The organism is Bradyrhizobium sp. USDA 4451 (assembly GCF_054822585.1).
Genome location: NZ_JBTRCH010000001.1, coordinates 6,688,994 through 6,709,182, shown reverse-complemented (window position 1 = coordinate 6,709,182; position 20,189 = coordinate 6,688,994). Strand labels below are relative to the sequence as shown.

At 64.9% G+C, this 20,189-nt stretch carries 18 protein-coding genes, 1 tRNA gene and 1 pseudogene; 10 read left to right on the top strand and 10 right to left on the bottom strand.

The window, feature by feature from the left end:
- The first annotated feature begins 3 nt into the window (after positions 1-3).
- From ACVMB0_RS31375 to ACVMB0_RS31365, 3 genes and pseudogenes are all read left to right on the top strand, one after another.
- Positions 4-1,506, top strand: a complete 1,503-nt coding sequence (locus ACVMB0_RS31375; protein WP_461348682.1) for a glycosyltransferase family 39 protein — start codon at positions 4-6, stop codon at positions 1,504-1,506.
- A gap of 379 nt (positions 1,507-1,885) precedes the next feature.
- A pseudogene (locus ACVMB0_RS31370) lies at positions 1,886-3,119 on the top strand (DUF2778 domain-containing protein).
- 130 nt (positions 3,120-3,249) lie between these two features.
- On the top strand, positions 3,250-4,746 hold the full coding sequence (locus ACVMB0_RS31365; protein WP_461348681.1) for an AMP nucleosidase: 1,497 nt from the start codon (positions 3,250-3,252) through the stop codon (positions 4,744-4,746).
- Between the two features lie 78 nt (positions 4,747-4,824).
- On the opposite strand, the gene ACVMB0_RS31360 is transcribed toward ACVMB0_RS31365, so the two are convergent.
- On the bottom strand, positions 4,825-5,454 hold the full coding sequence (locus ACVMB0_RS31360; RefSeq protein ID WP_461348680.1) for a glutathione binding-like protein: 630 nt from the start codon (positions 5,452-5,454) through the stop codon (positions 4,825-4,827).
- Positions 5,455-5,465: 11 nt separating this feature from the next.
- Positions 5,466-6,059, bottom strand: coding sequence for a cysteine hydrolase family protein (locus ACVMB0_RS31355; protein ID WP_461348679.1), 594 nt, complete (start codon positions 6,057-6,059; stop codon positions 5,466-5,468).
- A 127-nt stretch (positions 6,060-6,186) separates the two neighbouring features.
- On the opposite strand from ACVMB0_RS31355, the gene ACVMB0_RS31350 reads away from it, so the two are divergent.
- The 3 genes from ACVMB0_RS31350 to ACVMB0_RS31340 all read left to right on the top strand — a co-directional run bounded on the left by ACVMB0_RS31350 (position 6,187) and on the right by ACVMB0_RS31340 (position 8,961).
- Positions 6,187-7,026, top strand: coding sequence for a LysR family transcriptional regulator (locus ACVMB0_RS31350; protein WP_456753989.1), 840 nt, complete (start codon positions 6,187-6,189; stop codon positions 7,024-7,026).
- 379 nt (positions 7,027-7,405) lie between these two features.
- Positions 7,406-7,472: transfer RNA gene (locus ACVMB0_RS31345), tRNA-Arg, on the top strand.
- 337 nt (positions 7,473-7,809) lie between these two features.
- Positions 7,810-8,961: a slipin family protein gene (locus ACVMB0_RS31340; RefSeq protein ID WP_456753990.1), complete on the top strand. Its 1,152-nt coding sequence runs from the start codon at positions 7,810-7,812 to the stop codon at positions 8,959-8,961.
- Between the two features lie 77 nt (positions 8,962-9,038).
- On the opposite strand, the gene ACVMB0_RS31335 is transcribed toward ACVMB0_RS31340, so the two are convergent.
- From ACVMB0_RS31335 to groES, 3 genes are all read right to left on the bottom strand, one after another.
- Positions 9,039-9,338: a GIY-YIG nuclease family protein gene (locus ACVMB0_RS31335; protein WP_456753991.1), complete on the bottom strand. Its 300-nt coding sequence runs from the start codon at positions 9,336-9,338 to the stop codon at positions 9,039-9,041.
- A 176-nt stretch (positions 9,339-9,514) separates the two neighbouring features.
- Positions 9,515-11,155, bottom strand: a complete 1,641-nt coding sequence (groL, locus tag ACVMB0_RS31330; protein WP_353701484.1) for a chaperonin GroEL — start codon at positions 11,153-11,155, stop codon at positions 9,515-9,517.
- A 44-nt stretch (positions 11,156-11,199) separates the two neighbouring features.
- Positions 11,200-11,514 (bottom strand): co-chaperone GroES, encoded by a 315-nt coding sequence (gene groES / locus ACVMB0_RS31325; RefSeq protein ID WP_050422292.1) that lies wholly within the window; start codon positions 11,512-11,514, stop codon positions 11,200-11,202.
- A gap of 393 nt (positions 11,515-11,907) precedes the next feature.
- Between groES and ACVMB0_RS31320 the strand changes: the two genes are divergently transcribed.
- Together ACVMB0_RS31320 and ACVMB0_RS31315 are read left to right on the top strand one after the other, a co-directional pair.
- Complete coding sequence (locus ACVMB0_RS31320; protein WP_456753992.1) at positions 11,908-12,198, top strand: usg protein; 291 nt, start codon at positions 11,908-11,910, stop codon at positions 12,196-12,198.
- Positions 12,199-12,355: 157 nt separating this feature from the next.
- Positions 12,356-12,910 (top strand): cupin domain-containing protein, encoded by a 555-nt coding sequence (locus ACVMB0_RS31315; protein ID WP_456753993.1) that lies wholly within the window; start codon positions 12,356-12,358, stop codon positions 12,908-12,910.
- A gap of 154 nt (positions 12,911-13,064) precedes the next feature.
- On the opposite strand, the gene ACVMB0_RS31310 is transcribed toward ACVMB0_RS31315, so the two are convergent.
- Positions 13,065-13,631, bottom strand: coding sequence for a TetR/AcrR family transcriptional regulator (locus ACVMB0_RS31310; protein WP_456756505.1), 567 nt, complete (start codon positions 13,629-13,631; stop codon positions 13,065-13,067).
- A gap of 203 nt (positions 13,632-13,834) precedes the next feature.
- On the opposite strand from ACVMB0_RS31310, the gene ACVMB0_RS31305 reads away from it, so the two are divergent.
- Positions 13,835-15,019, top strand: a complete 1,185-nt coding sequence (locus tag ACVMB0_RS31305) for an alpha/beta hydrolase (RefSeq protein WP_456753994.1) — start codon at positions 13,835-13,837, stop codon at positions 15,017-15,019.
- Here the strand turns inward: ACVMB0_RS31305 and ACVMB0_RS31300 are convergent.
- Positions 15,016-16,275 carry a NupC/NupG family nucleoside CNT transporter gene (locus ACVMB0_RS31300; protein ID WP_456753995.1) on the bottom strand — a complete coding sequence of 420 codons (1,260 nt, stop codon included), beginning with the start codon at positions 16,273-16,275 and terminating at the stop codon, positions 15,016-15,018. The two genes, ACVMB0_RS31305 and ACVMB0_RS31300, sit on opposite strands and share 4 nt — an antisense overlap.
- Positions 16,276-16,391: 116 nt before the next feature.
- Here ACVMB0_RS31300 and ACVMB0_RS31295 point away from each other — a divergent pair, with 116 nt between their 5' ends.
- Positions 16,392-17,615, top strand: a complete 1,224-nt coding sequence (locus tag ACVMB0_RS31295) for an MFS transporter (protein ID WP_456753996.1) — start codon at positions 16,392-16,394, stop codon at positions 17,613-17,615.
- A 443-nt stretch (positions 17,616-18,058) separates the two neighbouring features.
- Here ACVMB0_RS31295 and ACVMB0_RS31290 read toward each other — a convergent pair whose 3' ends face one another.
- The 3 genes from ACVMB0_RS31290 to ACVMB0_RS31280 all read right to left on the bottom strand — a co-directional run bounded on the left by ACVMB0_RS31290 (position 18,059) and on the right by ACVMB0_RS31280 (position 20,128).
- Positions 18,059-18,820 (bottom strand): SDR family oxidoreductase, encoded by a 762-nt coding sequence (locus ACVMB0_RS31290; protein WP_456753997.1) that lies wholly within the window; start codon positions 18,818-18,820, stop codon positions 18,059-18,061.
- A 14-nt stretch (positions 18,821-18,834) separates the two neighbouring features.
- Entirely contained in the window at positions 18,835-19,596 is a 762-nt protein-coding gene (locus tag ACVMB0_RS31285; protein WP_456753998.1) for a peptidase, read from the bottom strand.
- Positions 19,597-19,705: 109 nt separating this feature from the next.
- Positions 19,706-20,128, bottom strand: a complete 423-nt coding sequence (locus tag ACVMB0_RS31280) for a carboxymuconolactone decarboxylase family protein (protein ID WP_456753999.1) — start codon at positions 20,126-20,128, stop codon at positions 19,706-19,708.
- Between the last annotated feature and the right edge of the window lie 61 nt (positions 20,129-20,189).

The following is a 20,189-nucleotide window of genomic DNA, read 5'->3' as shown; positions in this document are numbered from 1 at the left end:
GGCATGAACGCGAGCGAGGCGCGGCTGGCGGGGAACACCGCGCTTGCGGTGTGTGCGCTGGTCGTGTTGCGGCTGGCCGCCGCCGCATGGACGCCGCTGACCTTCGACGAAGCCTATTACTGGATGTGGTCGAAGTCGCTGGCCGGCGGCTATTACGACCATCCGCCGATGGTCGCGGTGGTGATCCGGCTTGGCACCATGATCGCGGGCGACACGCCGTTCGGCGTCAGGCTGGTGTCGATCCTGCTCGCGCTGCCGATGAGCTGGGCGATCTACCGGGCTGCCGAGATTCTGTTCGGCGGCCAGCGCGTCGCCGCGAGTGCGACGATCCTGCTCAATGCCACGCTGATGGCCGCGGTCGGCACGCTGATCGTGACGCCGGATGCGCCGCTGCTGGTTGCGGCGAGCTTCCTGCTGTATGCGCTCGCCAGGGTGCTGGAGAGCGGCCGTGGCGCCTGGTGGCTTGCGGTCGGCGCCAGCGCCGGCGCGGCGCTGCTGTCGAAATACACCGCATTGTTCTTCGGCCCGGCGATCCTGATCTGGCTTGCCATGGTGCCGAAGCTGCGGCGCTGGTTTCTCTCGCCATGGCTCTATCTCGGTGGCCTGGTCGCGGCCGGCCTGTTCGCGCCGGTCATCCTCTGGAATGCCGATCATCAGTGGGTGTCGTTCATCAAGCAGATGGGCCGCGCCAGGATCGAGGATTTCCGGCCGACCTACATCGCCGAGCTGATCCCGACGCAGTTTGCGTTCGCGACGCCTTTGGTCTTCATCCTCGGCGTGATGGGGCTTTATGCGCTCTCACGGCGCCGCGCCGGCGCGATGCCTGCGCGCGTGCTGGTCAACACGATGTTCTGGACCATCGTGGCCTACTTCACCTGGCATGCCCTGCATGCGCGGGTCGAGGCGAATTGGTTTGCGCCGGTCTATCCAGCCTTTGCGTTGGCGGCCGCGGTCGCCGCGATCCAGGTGCAATGGGCGCCGCGCGAGCAACGCACGATCGATTTCTGCCGGCGCTGGGCCGCGCCGACGGGCGTCGTGCTGTTCGCGCTGCTGATCGTGCAGGCCAACACCGGTTTGCTCTCGGGTTACCGCCGCGATGCCACCGTGCGCAGCGTCGGTGTCGGCTGGCAACAACTCGCGAGCGAAATCGAGGCGGCGCGCGTACGGACCGGCGCCACGTGCGTGCTGGCGCCGGACTACGGCACCACCGGCTGGCTGGCGTTCTATCTCCCCAAGGGCAGCTGCGTCGCCCAGCAGGGTCAGCGCATTCGCTGGGTCAACATGCCGGAGCCGAGCCCGGCGCAGCTGTCGGGCAAGCTATTGTATGTGCATGAGGTCGATCAGGCGATGCCGGCCTCGGTGCGCGACAATTTCGCCCATGTCGCGACGGTGGGCGAGGCCAAGCGGATGCGCGGGCCGTTGGTTGTCGAGACCTACGTGCTTGATCTGCTTGAAGGTGCCAAGGGCGAGGTGTTTGACCGTTCGCCGCCGCCGGAACTGCAGTAGTCGCGCGCGCAGCGCGTTGCGCATCGAAGCGTTCGAGTGGCGACAATCAGGAGGCGTTTCTTGCAAAACCCCCGCGCGATTACGGGGCGATCGGCAAGGAAATTCTCCCTCGGATTTATCTCGGCATGCGACGGCGGAGCGGTGTGCCTGAATGTCCCATCGTGGGACAAAAAAGCCGTTTTGGCGGTCCAATGTCATCTTAAAAAAGCCCTACGCCACAGGCACTTCCCGCGTTGCAGGGGATCGCATCCGGTTAAGTCGCATTTAACTAAAAGTCGCCTTAATGGCCGTCTGTGCCCCCTGCGCGACGGTGTGCCGAAACGTCGTTCGGCAGATCCAGTGTGGGGACAAAGGTGGACCTGTTTTGAGCGCCGGGCGTATGGGTACGAGTGCGTATGTTCTTGGGGCGCCGAGCCGCAAGAAATCCTCCCGAAAAATCCTTCCGCAGCACTTCTTTGGCAGCGCGGCCGTCGCGGCGCTGGTGCTTGGCTGCGCCTGGACCGTCTACGCCAACATCTTCGCGGCGAGCGTCTATCCGTCGGTCGGCAATGCGTCGTTCGATGCGCCGGTGGTGAAGCGGGCCCGTTGCGGTCGCGACCCGCCCGGCACCTGCCTTCAACGAGGTGTTCGCGTCGGTGACGCCGGCACCGGTGGCTCCGGCAAAGACCGAGGTTGCGAAGTCGGACGCCGCGGCACCTTCGCTTATGTTTAACGATCGGTTTGCAGCCGCCTCGCCCGAGGGCGTCGCGTCCAGCGTCGTGGCCGATGCCGCACCGCAGATCGACCCGATCAAGCAGGCCGCCGCGCCCAAGGTCGTTGCAGCGGCGAGGGCGGTGGCCACGGCGGAACTCGCCGAGACATCGAAGCCGCTGCCGGCGCCGAAGTCGGTCGAGTCCGCCAAGAAGCAAGCCGCCGCCAATTTGCAGGTGGCACTCAACGATCCCACCGCCAACGTTCAGCCCAAGGGGGCCGAAAAGAGCGCCGATGCGAAGCCGGCCGAGGCCAAGCAGGCCGCGAAATCCGGCGGCGTTCGCGACATGGCGGCGCGTGCCAAGGCCGCGGTGATGTCGATCGCCTCGAGCGAGCGGCAGACCATGGTCGAGAAGCTGTGGGGCAAGCGTGAGTCGAGCGGCGGACTGCTCTCCTTCGCGTCCGCCGACGCCAACGTCACCGGCAGCATCCCCTCGACGCTGGACCAGAACCCGATGCTCGGCGGCTCGCCGCCCTATGACCGCCAGACCGCGGTCTACGACATCTCGGCCAAGACCGTGTACCTGCCCGACGGCACGCGCCTCGAGGCACATTCAGGTCTCGGCGCCCGGCTCGACGATCCCAGGTCCTCGCACCTGAAGATGGTCGGCGTGACGCCGCCGCACATTTACGAGCTGAAGCCGCGCGAGGCGCTGTTCCACGGCGTGCCGGCGCTGCGCCTCAATCCGATCGGCGGCGAGGGCAAGATCTTCAACCGTGTCGGCCTGCTCGCGCACACCTTCATGCTCGGCCCGAACGGCGACTCCAACGGTTGCGTCTCGTTCAAGGATTACTACGCATTCCTCGACGCCTATCGTAACAAGGGCATCCGCCGTCTCGCGGTGCTGGCGCGGATTCAGTAAGGCAGGGCGGCCGATGCGCGGGCCTCTCGCCGCCGCGGCCAGCGCCGATCTGGAACTGGAGGCCGTTGTCGCTATACTGCACTGATCCAGGGGAGTCCCGACTCGACAACGGATCTGGTGCAAAGCGAACATGTCTCCGACGTCCGCCATCGAAACGCCACCGCCGATCACGACCGAGGCATTCACCGATGCTGCGGCCGCCGTTGCCTGTCTCGAAGAGATCTACGAGCGCAACACCGGTTTCCTGCGCAGCCGCTTCGAGGCCTATGTCAATGGCGCCGTGATCACGACACGGGTGCGCGCGCATTATCCGTTCGTCCGCATCACAACCTCGTCGCATGCACGGCTTGATTCCCGGCTTGCCTACGGCTTCGTCGCCGGGCCCGGCATCCATGAGACCAGCATCACCCGGCCGGATATTTTCCGGACCTACCTCACCGAGCAGATCGGACTGCTGATCAAGAACCATGGCGTGGCGGTCGAGATCGGCGAGTCCGGCGAGCCGATACCGATCCACTTTGCTTACCGGCGCGACATCAATATCGAGGCGGCGCTGACCATCGCCGACAGCTCGGCGTTCACCCGGTCGCTGCGCGACATCTTCGATACGCCGGATCTCGCCGCGATGGATGATGCGATCGCCGACGGGACGTTCGAGCTGACGCCCGGAACACCGGAGCCCTTGGCGCTGTTCCGCGCGGCGCGGGTCGATTACTCCTTGCGCCGGCTCTATCACTACACCGGCACCGATCCCGAGCATTTCCAGAATTTCGTGATCTTCACCAACTACCAGTTCTATGTCGATGCCTTCGCGCAATCGAGCCTGCAACGTCTTGCCTCGGGGGAGCAGGACATCGAGGCGTTCGTCGCGCCGGGTAACGTGATCACGCGCAGCGCGCGGCTCGGCGGCGGCACCATCGGGACCGCATCCGACCGGGTACCACAGATGCCGGCGTTTCATCTCGTCGAGCCCGGTTATCGCGGCATCACCCTGATCAATATCGGGATCGGTCCGTCCAATGCGCGCAACATCACCGATCACGTCGCGGTGCTGCGGCCGCATGCCTGGCTGATGATCGGGCATTGTGCGGGCTTACGCAACACGCAGCGGCTCGGCGACTACGTGCTGGCCCACGGCTATGTTCGCGAGGATCACGTGCTCGATCACGAGCTGCCGCTATGGGTGCCGATCCCCGCGCTCGCGGAGATGCAGGTCGCGCTCGAGGAGGCGGTCGGCGAGGTGACCGGGCTCACCGGCTTCGAGCTCAAGCGGCTGATGCGCACCGGCACGGTCGCCAGCGTCGACAACCGCAACTGGGAGATCAGCGGGCGGCAGGTGATCCGGCGTATGTCGCAATCGCGCTCGATCGCGCTCGACATGGAATCGGCGACGATCGCCGCCAATGGCTACCGCTTCCGCGTGCCCTACGGCACGCTGCTCTGTGTCTCCGACAAGCCGCTGCACGGCGAGATCAAGCTCGCGGGGATGGCGAGCGAATTCTATCGCCAGCGCGTCGGTCAGCATCTCCAGATCGGGCTGAAGGCGCTGGAGCGATTGAAGCAGCAGGAATCCGAACGCCTGCATTCGCGCAAGCTGCGCAGCTTCGCCGAGGTTGCGTTTCAGTAGAGCATGATCCGGAAAAGTGCGAAGCGGTTTTCCGATAAGATCATGCTCAAACATAAGCTAAAGCGCGGACGCGCGGCGTCACGCCGCAACGCTCTTCCACAATTGTGTCTCGATGCCGACCGCGGCCTTGACCTGCGGCCGCGCCTGGATGCGCGAGAGATAGGCAGCCAGTGACGGCCATTGCGCGACGTCGACACCGGCGGCGCGGAGCAGCAGCAGGGCCCAGGCGAGGTGCGCGTCCGCGACCGTGAAGCGGTCACCGACCAGAAATTCGCGGTGGGCGAGATGCTCCGACGGTACCGATAAGGTCTGGCCGATCCTGGCGCGCGGTTTGGCAAGCGATGCGTCGTCCTTGTACCAGAAGGTCGGAAACAGAAAGCCTTTGTGGATCTCGGTGCCGATGAAGCTCAGCCATTCCTGCAACCGATAGCGATCCGGATCGCCCGGTTGCGGTGCCAGGCCGCGTTCGGGCTTCAGGTCCGCGATGTATTGCAGGACAGCCGCGCTCTCGGTCAGGCGTTCGCCGTTCTCGAGCACCAGCACCGGGACTGCGCCCTTCGGTGCGACCACGCGGAAGTCGCCGTCGTCCTCCAGCACCTTCTTGGTCCAGAGCTGGACCATGTGGTAGCGCGCCTCGATTCCGGCTTCCATCAGCGCGATCCGGCTGGCCAGCGAGCAGGCCATCGGCGAGAAATAGAGCTCGAGCATGGCGATGTCTCTCAGCCGAGGGCGTTGCCGCGGGCGATGATCGCGAAGCGGTCGGACAGCTCGGCCAGCGCGACGTCGTGGACGAGTTTTGCGGCGATCGTGCCGCCTTTGCCGTCGGGCAGGTCGCGGGTGGCGCAGCTGTCGGCGTCGATGGTGGTGCGGAAGCCGAGATCGAGCGCGGCGCGGGCGGTCGAGCTGACGCACATATGGGTCATGAAGCCGGCGAGCACGAGCTCCTTGCGGCCGGTCGCAACAAGCTGCGCGTTGAGGTCGGTGCCGGCGAATGCGTTCGGCAATTGCTTCTCGATCACGATCTCGCCCGGCCGCGGCGCCAATGGTGCGACGATCGCGCCACGCTCCGCGCTGCGGTCGAACAGGCCTCCCGGCGCTCCCTTGTGGGCGATGTGGATGATCTTGGCGCCGCTTTCCCGCGCGCGGTTGAGCAACGCGGCGGCGCGCGCGATCGCCGGATTGGCGTCCGGCAAGGCCAGGGGACCGGCGAGATATTCGTTCTGGATGTCGATGAGCACCAGGCAGCTGTCGCCGAGGCGGGGTGGGGTGAGGTCGATGCCGGCAAGCTGCATCAGCGTTTGGGCTGCGGTCATGGTCCTGAGGTCTCCAGCGGATACGTGTTGCGAAATATAGCCGTGCAGCGGCCTGCCGTTATGCAGGGATATTGCAGCCGGTGGCTGCGTTATTGCAGGCAGGCCCGGTGCGATGTAGCCTGACGCCATGAACTGGGACGACCTTCGCATCATCGCGGCCGTCAGGGACGAGGGCACCTATGCCGGCGCCAGCGCGCGGCTGCGGATCGACGAGACCACAGTCGGCCGCCGGCTGGCGCGGATCGAGCGCGCGCTCGGGCTGCGGCTGTTCGAGGCGGCCGACGGCGTCCGCAGGCCGACCCGGCAATGCGACGTCGTGCTCGCGCATATCCAAGCGATGGCCGCGCATGCCGAGGAGATCGGCCGGATCGGCGAAAGCCTGCCGGGTCCGGTCGGCCGCCTGCGCATCGCCTCTACCAACGCGATCGCGGAGGAGGTGCTGGCGCCGCGCGCGAGCGCGTTGTTGCGCGCCAATCCCGGCCTCACGCTGCAATTCCTGACCTCGAGCGACAATGTCAAATTCTCGCGCTGGGAAGCCGATCTCGCGATCCGCCTGCGCAAGCCCGACAAGGGCGACTTTGCGATCTCGAAGCTTGCGGAGGTCAGGCTGTATTTCTTCCAGCCGGTCGCGGCGCCGGCGGGCGAGGCGGTGACATGCGCCTATCCGGACGAGCTCGGCGCTATACCGGAGATGCAGTTCCTGCGCGCCAAGCGGCTGCGGGCGCGCTGCGTCACCGACAATGTCCGCATCATCCACAAACTGATCCAGTCGCATCACGCGGTCGGCGTGCTGCCGGAGCATAGTTGTGTCGACCTGCTGACCGACCGCCGGCTGCGCGCGACGCTGCTCCCGAAGCGGCGCGACGTCTGGCTGCTGGTGCAAAACCATCTCAAGCGCGACGCGGCGACCCGCGTCACCATCGACTGGCTACGCGGTTGCTTCCAGGACGTCGCGCGCAGCGGGTGAGGTGGCGGCAGTCTCTCCACCCGTCATTCCGGGGCGCGCGAAGCGCGAGCCCGGAATCCATTTCTCCGCAAGCGATGCGGCCTGATGGATTCCGGGCTCTCGCTTCGCGAGCCCCGGAATGACGAGGTCACAGGGGGCGCCACTTCGCACAACGCCACGAAAAAATCACACGCGGCCCTCTTGCAACCCGGACGTGCTTCGTTTATTAGCCCGCTCCTTCGCTTCGGCCATGGGTTCGGGCTCGCTGAGATCCCGACTGGCGCGTGCCGCTCTGCGGTGTCGTGTTCCGCCGAAATGAAGATCACGAGAATGAAGCTCATAGGCGAGCGTCGGGGCTGAAACCCCGAAGGTACCGGTTCGAATCCGATCTTCTCTCAAAGGATAGCTCAGTTAGGTAGAGCAGGTGACTACGAATCATCATGTCGCGGGTTCAATTCCCGCTCCAAGCGCTCCGTTCAGCCTGAAAAGCTGATACCTCTGAAGGGGACCGGACGCGCGCTTCAGTCGCAGTCCGGCCGTCTTGCCGCAAGGCTCTTCGTCCGAACATCGACACTGTGAGACCGGCTTTGCGCCGCGGTGGATACCGCTTGCGCCGATGCCGGGTGGCTCCGCTCGGCCGCGCGACCTTTGTCGCGCGAACGCGCGCGTGCGCCCGTCATTGCGCAAGCTCAAGCCACGGCCCGCTTGGCTGACAGGAAGCCGCGTTCGCGTCCTCACGTCCTTTGCAAAACCGAAACCCGCTCTCCGGCCCATGGGCCTGAGCGCAACACTGGAGGCGTGCCAATGACTTGGCATATCTTGACGACCAAGTTGACGGTGAAGGATGGCGAGCGCGCGTTGCTGACGCGTGACGGCCGGCTGACGCAGGTGCTCGGTCCCGGACGTCACCGCCTGTTCGATCCCTTGCATGGGCTCAAGGCCGAGCTGTTCGGCGTCGTGCGGAGCGAATTCCCTGAGGATCGCTATGCGGTGATCAAGGCCGCGCGGCCCGATCTGGCCGACGAGCTGTTCGAGGCGATCGAGACCCGCGCGAACGAGATCGCGATCGTCAGCCTCGACGGCCGACCCGTTCAGCTGATGACGCCCTGGCAGACGCGCGTGTACTGGAAGGTCGCGACGTCGGTCGAGGTCGAGCGCATCGACGTGACGGATGACATCAGGGTCACGGCGCGCCATCTTGCGATGATCCAGCCCAACCGGGCCGGCGTCATCACCGAGGCGCTGGTCGAGAACCACGAGGCCGGTCTGCTTACCGTCGAGGGCAAGCTCGTCGAGCGGCTCGCGCCCGGCCGGCACGCGTTCTGGATCGCGGGCCGCAAGATCGAGGTCAAGCGCCTCGACCTGCGTCCCCAGGCGATCGAGATCACGGCGCAGGAGATGCTGACCAAGGATCGCATCGCGCTGCGCGTGACGCTGACCGCGTTCCGCCGGATCGTCGATCCCGAGCGGGTCGTGGCAACGGTGCCCGACGTGGATGCGTGGCTGTATCGTTTGGTGCAGTTCGCGATCCGCGAGGCGGTGGCCGGCCGTACGCTCGACGAGGTGCTGTCTGCGAAAACCGCGCTCGACGAGGAGCTTCGGGACTACGTCCGCGGGCGTGTCGCGGAGTCCGGCGTCGAGGTCACCGAGCTCGGCGTCAAGGACGTGATCCTGCCCGGCGAGATCCGCGAGCTGGTCAACAAGGTGGTGGAAGCGGAGCGGGTCGCGAAGGCCAACCTGATCCGCCGGCAGGAGGAGACCGCGGCGACGCGTTCGCTCCTGAACACTGCCAAGCTGATGGAGGAGAACCCTCTGCTGCTGCGGCTCAAGGAGCTGGAGTCGCTCGAGCGTCTGGTCGAGAAGGTCGGCCGCATCGACCTGCATGCCGGCGACGGCCAGGGCCTCGATGCGCTGCTGACCAAGCTGGTCCGCCTCAAGGCGCCCGAGAGCGCGTAACAAGAAGGGGCCGCCCACGGGCGGCCCTTCGATTTCGTCATTCCGGGGCGCGACGAAGTCGCGAGCCCGGAATCCATTCATCCAATGTGTCCGGCGGCGATTTCGGGGTACAAATCGATCCACTGGGGATTTTTTTCTTCAATCAATCTGATCTTCCAATCTCGTCGCCACTTCTTCAATTCCTTTTCACGCGCGATCGCCGTCAGTGCATCATCGTAGACCTCGAACCAGACGAGCTTGTCGACGGCGTATCGTTTCGTGAAGCCGGCAACTGCCTTGCTCTTATGCTCATGGATGCGACGAACGACGTCGTTCGTCACGCCGAGATAGAGCGTACCGTATTTATCGCTAGCGAGGAGATAGACGTAATAGGCCATGAGCAAGCGGGGGAATGGATTCCGGGCTCGGCGCTGCGCGCCGCCCCGGAATGACGAGGGAGTTTTGCCCGGCTCCGGGGGTAAGGCAACAGGGACTGTTACTCCCCTCAAAAACAAAAACCCCGGCATCGCTGCCGGGGTTTTGCATTTCGTGGATTGCCTTGAGTGGCCGGACCTTAGAAGTCCATGCCGCCCATGCCGCCGCCCGGAGGCATCGCGGGGCCGCCGGCGTTCTTCTTCGGCAGCTCGGCAACCATGGCTTCCGTGGTGATCAGGAGCGCAGCAACCGAGGCCGCGTTCTGGATCGCGGTACGGACGACCTTGGTCGGGTCGATGATGCCCTTCTTGACCAGGTCGGCGTAGTCGCCGGTCTGGGAGTCGAAGCCGTGATTGTAGGTCTTGTTCTCCAGGATCTTGCCGACGATGACGGAGCCGTCCTCACCGGCGTTGATCGCGATCTGGCGAGCCGGAGCCGACAGCGCCTTGCGCACGATCTCGACGCCGGTCTTCTGGTCGTCGTTCTTGGTGCGCAGGCCCTTGAGCTGCTCGGAGGCACGGAGCAGGGCGACGCCGCCGCCCGGGACGATGCCTTCCTCGACAGCCGCACGGGTCGCATGCATCGCGTCATCAACGCGATCCTTGCGCTCCTTCACCTCGACTTCGGTCGCGCCGCCGACGCGGATCACCGCGACGCCGCCTGCGAGCTTGGCGAGACGCTCCTGCAGCTTCTCGCGGTCGTAGTCCGAGGTGGTCTCCTCGATCTGCGCCTTGATCTGGGCAACGCGGGCGTCGATGTCGGCCTTCTTGCCGGCGCCGTTGACGATCGTGGTGTTTTCCTTGTCGATCATCACTTTCTTGGCGCGGCCGAGCATCTGCAGCGTGACGTTCTCGAGCTTGATGCCGAGGTCTTCCGAGATGGCCTGGCCGCCGGTCAGGATCGCGATGTCCTGCAGCATGGCCTTGCGGCGATCGCCGAAGCCCGGAGCCTTGACGGCCGCGACCTTCAGGCCGCCACGCAGGCGGTTGACGACGAGGGTGGCGAGGGCTTCGCCTTCGACGTCTTCAGCGACGATGACCAGCGGCTTGCCGGTCTGCACCACGGCCTCGAGCAGCGGCAGCAGCTCGTTCAGTGAGGAGAGCTTCTTCTCGTTGATGAGGATGTAGGCGTCGTCCATCTCGACGCGCATCTTGTCGGCGTTGGTGACGAAGTAGGGCGAGATGTAGCCGCGGTCGAACTGCATGCCCTCGACGACGTCGAGCTCGGTCTCGAGCGACTTGGCTTCCTCGACCGTGATCACGCCCTCGTTGCCGACCTTCTTCATGGCGTCGGCGAGGAACTTGCCGATCTCGGCATCGCCGTTGGCCGAAATGGTGCCGACCTGGGCGATCTCCTCGTTCGAGGTGACCTTCTTCGAGTTCTTCTGGAGGTCGGCCACGACGGCCTCGACCGCGAGGTCGATACCGCGCTTCAGATCCATCGGGTTCATGCCGGCGGCGACCGACTTGGCGCCTTCCTTAACGATCGCCTGGGCGAGCACGGTCGCTGTGGTGGTGCCGTCGCCGGCCGCGTCAGCGGACTTGGAGGCGACTTCGCGCACCATCTGGGCGCCCATGTTCTCGAACTTGTCCTCGAGCTCGATCTCCTTGGCGACGGTGACGCCGTCCTTGGTGATGCGGGGAGCGCCGAACGACTTCTCGAGCACCACGTTGCGGCCCTTCGGACCGAGCGTGACCTTCACCGCGTTGGCGAGAACGTCGACGCCGCGCAGCATCTTGTCGCGCGCCTCGACGGAGAATTTGACTTCTTTAGCTGCCATCTGAGTTTTTCCTTGCGAGATTTAACCTGGGAGGGAGGGGGCGCTTAGGCCGCCTTCTTCTTGGAAGCGGGGACGTCGAGCACGCCCATGATGTCGCTTTCCTTCATGATCAGCAGGTCTTCGCCGTCGATCTTGACCTCGGTGCCCGACCACTTGCCGAACAGGACGCGATCGCCGACCTTGACGTCGATGGGGGTCAGCTTGCCAGTCTCATCGCGGCCGCCGGGGCCAACTGCGACGACTTCGCCCTGCGAGGGCTTTTCCTTGGCACTGTCCGGAATGATGATGCCGCCAGCGGTCTTCTCTTCGGCGTCGATACGCTTGACCACGACGCGGTCGTGAAGCGGACGGAATTTCATGCAGTCCTCCTAAACATTTGCAGATGCTGTAGATTTTTGGAGTGTTAGCAGTCCAGCCCAGCGAGTGCCAGACTGGCTGCGCAGGACATAGGCCAAGCCTTGACGGCGGGCAAGAGCCTCTAGCAGAAAAATTGGCACTCGTAAGTGTCGGCTGCCAGCAGGATGCCGAGATCATTTCGGCATGCTTAATGCCGCGCCGAGAGACCGGCGGGGCTATTAGCAGATGCGGTAAGCTGCTGCCAACGCACGAAATTTCAACAACCTATTAAACATTTGGGCTTGAGATGAGTTAGTCGCGTGCGTCACATTTCTCTCATGTGAGCGCATCCATGGCCGGTGGTCCGGCGGGGAGGTCGGCCACCATGTGAATGCGCTCCGTCACAGGAGGTTGGCATGGTCTCGCGAGTTGGTGGGGGTGTTTCCGACGATTTCCGGAAGCAGTTGCTGGGGTACGGGCTGACGACGGCGCAAATCCTCTATCGGATGCCGGATCACCCCTCATTGCTGCAGACCTATGTCTGGCAGAACTACGACCTGTTTCCGAAATTTCCGGCGCTGCAGGATTTCCTCGCCTTCTGGCAGCAGAAGCTCGAGGGCCCGCTGTTCTCGGTGACGGTGGCGCATTCCAAGCTGGTCAAGCCGGCCGAGCTGCGCGCAGTCGACGGCGTCTTTCGGCTGCATTGAAGATCAGTAGCTGAGGATTAGGGTGGGGAAAGCGACAGCGTGCCCACCATCGCGAGCACGCCTGGAATGGCGGGCACGGCGTTCACGCGCCTTTGCCCGCCCTACGTTGCGAGACTTGTGTTAGCTTCCTGCCATCAAGCACGACGGGAGGCGAACAATGGCCAAGAAGACGGCATCGAGATCCGCAGCCAAGACCGCGGTGAAGAAGAAATGGACCGGGCTCGGCGCCGGCGCCAAAAAATCATCCGCGCGCAAGACCATCAAGTCCAAGGGCCGCGTCTCGGCGGCGAAGAAGAGCGCGCCGAAATCACCGAGCAAGGCGCGGCCGAAGCAGCGCGTCTCGATCAGCCATCACCGCGAAGAGGATTTCAAGGCCGACGGACTGCGCGCCTACGCCAAGTATCGCGACCTCGGCATATCGGCAGCCTCGCATGGCCTCGCGCAGGCGCATGTGATCCGGTTGCAGGGACCGTGCAATCCGGATGAAGTGTCGAAGCTGCACTTCCACGATGTCGACTTCCAGATGGTCTATGTGCTCAAGGGCTGGGTGAAGACCTACATGGACGGCGAGGGCGAGACGCTGATGAAAGAAGGCAGCGCCTGGACCCAGCCGCCGCGTATCAAGCACATGATCCTGGATTATTCCGATGACGTCGAACTGCTGGAGGTGATCCTGCCGGCCGAGTTCAAGACGGTGGAGTTGAAGGCCTGATCGTCATTCCCCGGTGCGCAATTGCGCACCTGAGGGCGCGCGCAGCGCGAGCCCAGAATCCATTCTTCCACTTGGTTTGCGGCCCGATGGATTCCGGGTTCTCGCTTCGCGAGCCCTCAGGTGCGCAATTGCGCACCGGGGAATGACGGGGAACTCACAGCCTCTGGACACTCACCTCCGCCAGCGCCTCGAAGATCGCCGGCGTGCGTTCCAGGCGCGCGATGGTTCGCGCGCCTTCGAGGGCGGCGACCAAGGCGGCTGCGGTTGAGGATGCGCGCGCGGGAGTGAAACCGCACCCCCTGAAATGCTCCGCGATGATCTCGGTCGAATCGACAAATCCGCGCGCCACCCGTTTTGTCAGCTCGGCATCGAGCGCGGGCAGCTCATTCGCCAGATTTTGCATCAGACATCCATACTGGAAATCAGAGGCGACCATTTCGGCGGCGAATGTGCGGAAAATCTCAAGAACAAACTTCAGGGCATCGCCCGCCGTGTTCGCCGAGATGTCCCGCAACACAGCCATTCTGCTTGCGACGTAATGATCGATCGCTTCTTCCGCGAGCTGCGCCTTGCCGCGCGGAAAGTGAAAGTAGAACGATCCCTTGGGCGCACCGCTCTCTGCAATGATCTGGGTCAATCCAGTCGCGGTGTAGCCCTGGATGCGAAACAGCCGTTCGGCCGTGGCAATCGCGCGCGCGCGGGCGTCAGTCTTACGTGGCATGCCGTCAAGATAAACCGTTTCGCTTGACGTCGCTATGGTGATCGCCATACTATGGCGATCACCATAGAAGAGGTCCAGTGATGCCCCTCGACCGAATCCGAAGCCAGAGAGCGTCCCGACGAGCCGTCCTGGCGATGGGGGCGGCCGGCCTGGTCGCGGCCTCGCTTCGAGCGGCCCGCGCAAACCCCACAGGAGGAGCTGACTTGACCCAACCAACCTACGGCGAGGGAACGCTTCCCAAGGGTGTCCGCTCGCGCATGATCCACGGGGTCAACGGCCTCGATGTCCATCTTCTCGAAGCCGGTTGCGAAAGCCCCGGCCGGCCGCTGGCTCTGCTGCTGCACGGCTTTCCGGACTTGGCTTTCGGCTGGCGGCACCTGATCCCAATCCTGGCTGACGCCGGCTACCATGTCGTGGCGCCCGATCAGCGCGGTTTTGGCCGTACCACCGGTTGGGTGAACGACTATGACGCCCCGCTGCAGCCGTTCAGCCTCTTGAACATGACGCGCGACGCCCTCGGCTTGGTTTCGGCGCTGGGGTATCGGCGCACGGCAATGCTGGTCGGACACGACTTCGGCTCGCCCGTGGCTGCCTATTGCGCGCTCGCCCGACCTGACGTCTTTCCCTCGGTGGTGCTGATGAGCGCCCCGTTCCCCGGACCGCCTTCGTTTCCGTTCAACATTGCGGACAGCGCGCCATCGCCGGCTCAGCCGAACACTGAAAATCAAAAGCTCGCGGACGCGCTGGCGGCGCTCGATCCGCCGAGACAGCATTATCAGCAATACCTGAGCTCACGGGCGGCGAACGATGACCTGTGGCATCCCCCTCAAGGTCTACACGCGTTTCTTCGCGCATTCTTCCACGTCAAGAGCGCTGACTGGCCCGGAAACAAGCCGCATCCGTTGCAGGCGCCAACCGCCCCTGAACTTGCACAGATGCCGACCTATTACGTGATGGATCTCGGCAAGACGATGTCCCAGACCGTCGCTCCATTCCAGCCTTCTGCCGCCGAAGCCTCGGCCTGCAAATGGCTCACCGAGCCGGAGCTTGGCGTCTACACCGAGGAGTATGGCCGCACCGGGTTTCAAGGTGCCCTCATGGCTTATCGTGTCTTCTCCGATCCTGACCTGAACGCTGAGTTGCGCCTGTTCTCGGGCAGGACGATCGATGTCCCGTCGCTGTTCATCGGCGGGACGAGCGATTGGGGCACCTACGCGGCGCCGGGCACGCTCGATCTGATGAGGACGAAGGCGACGACGCGGATGCGTGACATCGAACTGATCGACGGCGCCGGTCACTGGATCCAGCAGGAGCAGCCGGATCGGCTCGGCGCACTGCTGCTCGCCTTCATCAAGGAGGCGGGTGGGGCGGATCACGCCAGCCGCTAAGTCGGTGACGTCATCGCCCCCACGATCGCGCCCATCAGGCAGGTCGTCAGCGTGCCCGACACGATCGACTTCAGCCCGAGCGCATTGATCTCGTCGCGCCGCCCGGGCGCCATGATGCCGAGGCCGCCGATCATGATGCCGAGGCTCGCGAAGTTGGCGAAGCCGCACATCGCATAGAGCATGATCAGCCGCGAGCGCGGATCGAGCGCGTCGGGACCGAGCTTCGACAGATCGACATAGGCGATCAGCTCGTTCAACACGGTCTTGGTGCCCATCAGGCTTCCCGCGGTGATCGCCTGCGGCCACGGCAGGCCCATCAGCCAGCACACCGGCGCCATCACGTAGCCGAGCAGGCGTTGCAGCGAGATTTTCGCGCCGCCGATCTCCGGCAGCAGGCCGATGATCTTGTTGGCGAGATAGACCAGCGCGACCAGCACCAGCAGCATCGCGATGATGTTCATCAGGAGCTCTAGCCCGGCGGCCGTGCCCTTCACGATGGCGTCCATCGTCGACGACACCTGGATATCGGGATTGTCGAGCGATCCGCCGGTGCGCTTGTCCGTCGTCTCCGGCACCATGATCAGGCTCACTAAAATCGCGGCCGGCGCGCCCAGCACCGAGGCGATGACGAAATGCGCGGCGGCATCGGGGATCAGCGGCGCCAGCAGCGTCGCGTAGAGCACCAGCACGGTGCCGGCGATCCCGGCCATGCCGCCGGTCATCACCAGAAACAATTCGCTGCGGGTGAGCTGCGCCAGATAGGGCCGGATGAACAGCGGGGCTTCCACCATGCCGAGGAAGATGTTGGCCGCGGTCGAGAGCCCGACCGCGCCGCCGACGCCGAGCGTGCGCTCCAGGATCCAGGCCATGCCGCGCACCACAGGCGGCAGCACCCGCCAATAGAACAGCAGCGTCGTCAGCACGCTCATGACCAGCACGATCGGCAACGCCTGGAAGGCGAGGATGAAGTCCGATCCCGGTGCCTTGGGATCGAACGGCGCCGGGCCGCCGCCGACATAGCCGAACACGAAGGCCGTGCCGGCGCGCGTCGCGGCGGCAATGGTCCCGACCGCATCGTTGATCGCGCCGAACGCCTGCGTCACCAGCGGCACCTTGATCAGCACCAGTGCGGTGACGATGGTGACGACGAGGCCGATCGCCGCCTGCCGCAGCGATACGAGGCTCCGATTCTCGCTCAGCGCCCAGGCGATCACGAGCAACGCCACCACGCCGAACGCCGATTGCAACTGCAGCATCACGCCCCCAAGAACCCGCGCGCAATTATGGGCAGGGGCTTCGCGCAGCGCAATGCTGTTGCGCGTTCTCCGTCCCACCATTGACAAGTTGCAGGCGCTCGGCCACGCCATCATCCATGTCCTCCGCCACGCCGGCCCGCGCCCGCGATCTGCTCGGCCACAGACCCTTCCTGTTCTTCCTGTCGTCGCGCAGCCTGTCGCGCTTCTCCAGCCAGATCGGCGCGGTGGCGATCGGCTGGCAGATCTATGATCTGACCGGCAGCGCGTTCGACCTCGGCATGGTCGGCCTGGTGCAGTTCCTGCCGACCGCGCTGCTGGTGTTCGTCGCCGGTCACGCCGCCGATCGCTTCGAGCGCAAGCGCGTGGTGCAGGCCTGCCAGGTCGCGGAAGCGCTGACCGCATTGTTTCTCGCCGGAAGCACGTTTGCCGGCACCATCTCCGAGATCCAGATCTTCGTCGCGACCTTCGTGCTCGGCATCGCCGGCGCGTTCGAGAGCCCGGCGACCGCCGCGCTGCTGCCGTTGATCGCGCCGCAGGGATCGTTGCAGCGGGCGACCGCGATCTCGAGCGGCGCGGCCCAGGTCGCGACCATCACCGGTCCCGCGCTCGGCGGCTTTGCCTATGCGCTGATGCCGAGCGCGCCTTACGGGATCATGATGGTGTTCTGGCTGTTCGGCGCGCTGCTCACCGGCGGCATCGGCCGCTTGCAGCAGGCGCCGGTGAAGAACGGCGGCTCGTCGGACGATCTGTTTGCCGGCGTCACCTTCGTGCGCCGCAATCCCGCGATCCTCGGTACCATCTCGCTCGATCTGTTCGCGGTGCTGTTCGGCGGCGTCACCGCGCTGCTGCCGATCTATGCGCGCGACATCCTGCAGACCGGCCCGCTCGGCCTCGGCATCCTGCGCGCCGCGCCCGCGGTCGGCGCACTGCTCATGACGATGGTGTTGGCGCGGCACACCATCAACAGCCGCGTGGGATTGCGCATGTTCCAGGCGGTGATCGTGTTCGGCGTCGCCACCGTGGTGTTCGCGCTGTCGCACTGGATGTGGCTGTCGGCACTGGCGCTCGCGGTGCTCGGTGCCGCCGACACGATCAGCGTCGTGATCCGCTTCTCGCTGGTGCAGCTCGCCACGCCCGACGAGATGCGCGGCCGTGTCGGCGCGGTCAATTTCCTGTTCATCAATGCCTCGAACCAGCTCGGCCAGTTCGAGAGCGGCGTCACCGCGGCGTTGCTCGGCGCCGTGCCGTCAGCCGTACTCGGCGGCGTCGCCACGGTCGCGGTCGCGCTGCTCTGGATGAAGCTGTTCCCGACGCTGCGGCATGTCGAGAAGCTGGAGTAGGGGCGCCGCTCTTGCCACCCGTCATTGCGAGGAGCGAAGCGACGAAGCAATCCATTTTTCCCCGCGGGGATGCATGGATTGCTTCGCTTCGCTCGCAATGACGGTGATTGTGGCTAGAGTTCTGGATTGCACCTCGCCCCGCTTGCGGGGAGAGGTCGACGCGAAGCGGCGGGTGAGGGGACCCTCCGCGAGTTCGTCTCTCACCGTCCTCATGGAGACTTGCCCTCGCCGACCTTCCCCCGGCGCGCACAAAATTTCGGAATAATGGAAAATACAGCTGAGTTGCCCGACGTGTCAAGGTGCCCTATCGGGCGCTGGCAGCCGCCGGCTCCTTTGCATGGGGTTGTTTTCCATGTTTTGGCCGCGCCCCTGCGACGGCATCGCCGGGACGAGCCCAGCCATGCCGTCGCGTAGCCCTGGCGCAAGCGGGGAGCAGGGGAAGATCAGCCCCGGCCGACGAACGGCATCTTGGTGGCCATGACGGTCATGAACAGCACGTTGGCGTCGAGCGGCAGGCCGGCCATGTACGCGACGGCGTCGCCGACCGCCTTGGCGTCCATGCGCGGCTCGTGCTTGGTGGTGCCGTCCGGCTGCAGCACGCCGGGGCCGTTGACCATGCGGTCGGTCATCGGGGTCGCGGCGTTGCCGATATCGACTTGGCCGACCGCGATGTCATACATCCGGCCGTCGAGGTTTGAGGCCTTGGTCAGGCCGGTGATGGCGTGCTTGGTCGAGGTGTAGGCCGCCGAGAACGGCCGCGGTGCATGCGCCGAGATCGAGCCGTTGTTGATGATGCGGCCGCCGCGCGGGGTCTGGTCCTTCATGATGCGGAAGGCGTGCTGGGTGCACAGGAACGGCGCGGTGAGGTTGGTGTTGACCACGGCCTGCCACTGCTCGAGCGGCAGGTCCTCGAAATGCACCGGCGGCGCGCCCATGCCGGCATTGTTGAACAGCACGTCGAGCCGGCCGTAGGTCGCCTTCACCTTGTCGAACAGGGCGGCGATCGCGGCCGGGTCGGCCATGTCGGCGGTGACGCACAGGCTCTTGCCGGCGGGGCCGAGCTTGGCGGTCTCCTCCAGCATCTCCAGGCGGCGCCCGACCAGCACCACGGTGTAGCCCTTGTCCATCAGAGCGAGCGACGCGGCGCGTCCAACGCCGGTGCCGGCACCGGTCACGAGTGCGATCTTGCTGGTTGCCTCAGTCATCTCCGAGTTTCCTCTTACTTGGTTTTTGCTTCGGTTTCGTTCTTGTAGGGCGGGCGTGGAATGTTCTGGTGCGCGGCGCGCAGCGCCGCCGACCAGCGCGAGCGCAGATCGTGGAAATAGGGCTCGCCGGCCTCGATGCGGTGGTTGAGATCGGCCACGCAGGCGTCGGCGCGCACCACCAGCACGTCGATCGGCAGGCCGACGCCGAGATTGGATCGCATCGTCGAATCCATCGAGATCAGTCCGGTCTTGAGCGCCTCGTAGAGTTCGACGTCGTAATGCATGGCGCGGTCGAGCACCGGCTTGCCGTATTTGTGCTCGCCGATCTGCAAGTAGGGCGTGTCGGTGGTGCATTCGATGAAGTTGCCGGCGGTGTAGACCATGAACAGGCGCATCCGCGAGCCCTGGATCTGGCCGCCGAACAGGAACGAGACGTCGAAGGAGATGTCCTCGGAGCGCAGCGCGTCGCCCTCGGTGGCATGCACCGAGCGGATCGCGCGGCCGATCCGCTGCGCCGCCTGGAACATGGTCGGCGCATTCATCAGCGTCTCGAGCTCGCCGGTGTCCGGATTTTCCATGCCCTCGGTCAGGGTCGACAGGACAGACTGGCTGATCGCGAGATTGCCGGCGCTGGCGATCGCCATGATGCGCTCGCCGGGCTTTTCGAAGATGTGCAGCTTGCGGAAAGTCGAGACGTTGTCGAGGCCGGCATTGGTGCGGGTATCGGCGATCATGACGAGGCCGTCGCGCACCAGAATTCCGCAGCAATAGGTCATTTCCGGTCCCCAACGATCCGCATGTCTCGGCGGGGAAACGTGTAGCCAATTTCGCGGATGCATCCAACCCCAATTCCCCGGGAACGCTGCGCGTTCCGGAGCAAGGCGGTCAGGAGTCCAGCGTTGGTCCCCGTGCATCGACCAGGAACGCCTCGTCCACTGGGACGCCGAGCCCGGTGACCAGCCGGTTGGTCTCGGCAGCCATGCCGACGATCGCGAGCATTTCGTGATACTCGGCCTCGGTCATGCCTTTGGCGCGGGCGGCCGCGGTGTGCGAGTGAATGCAGTAGCTGCAGCCATGGGCGATCGAGACGGCGACATAGAGCATCTCCTTGACCTTCGGATCGAGCGCGCCCGGTGCCATGACTTGTTTGATGCTCTCCCAGGTCCGCCGCAAGGTCTTCGGGTCATGCGCGAGCGCACGCCAGAAATTGTTGATGAAGTCCGACTTCCGCGTCGTGCGGATGTCGTCAAACACGGCGCGGGCGTCCGCCGAGAGTTCATTGTCTGAAAGGAGTTTCACGGTTGCCATCGCTTATCTCGCTGGTCGGGTGCGGAGCCGCGATCATAGCATGCTCGCATCATGGTCATAT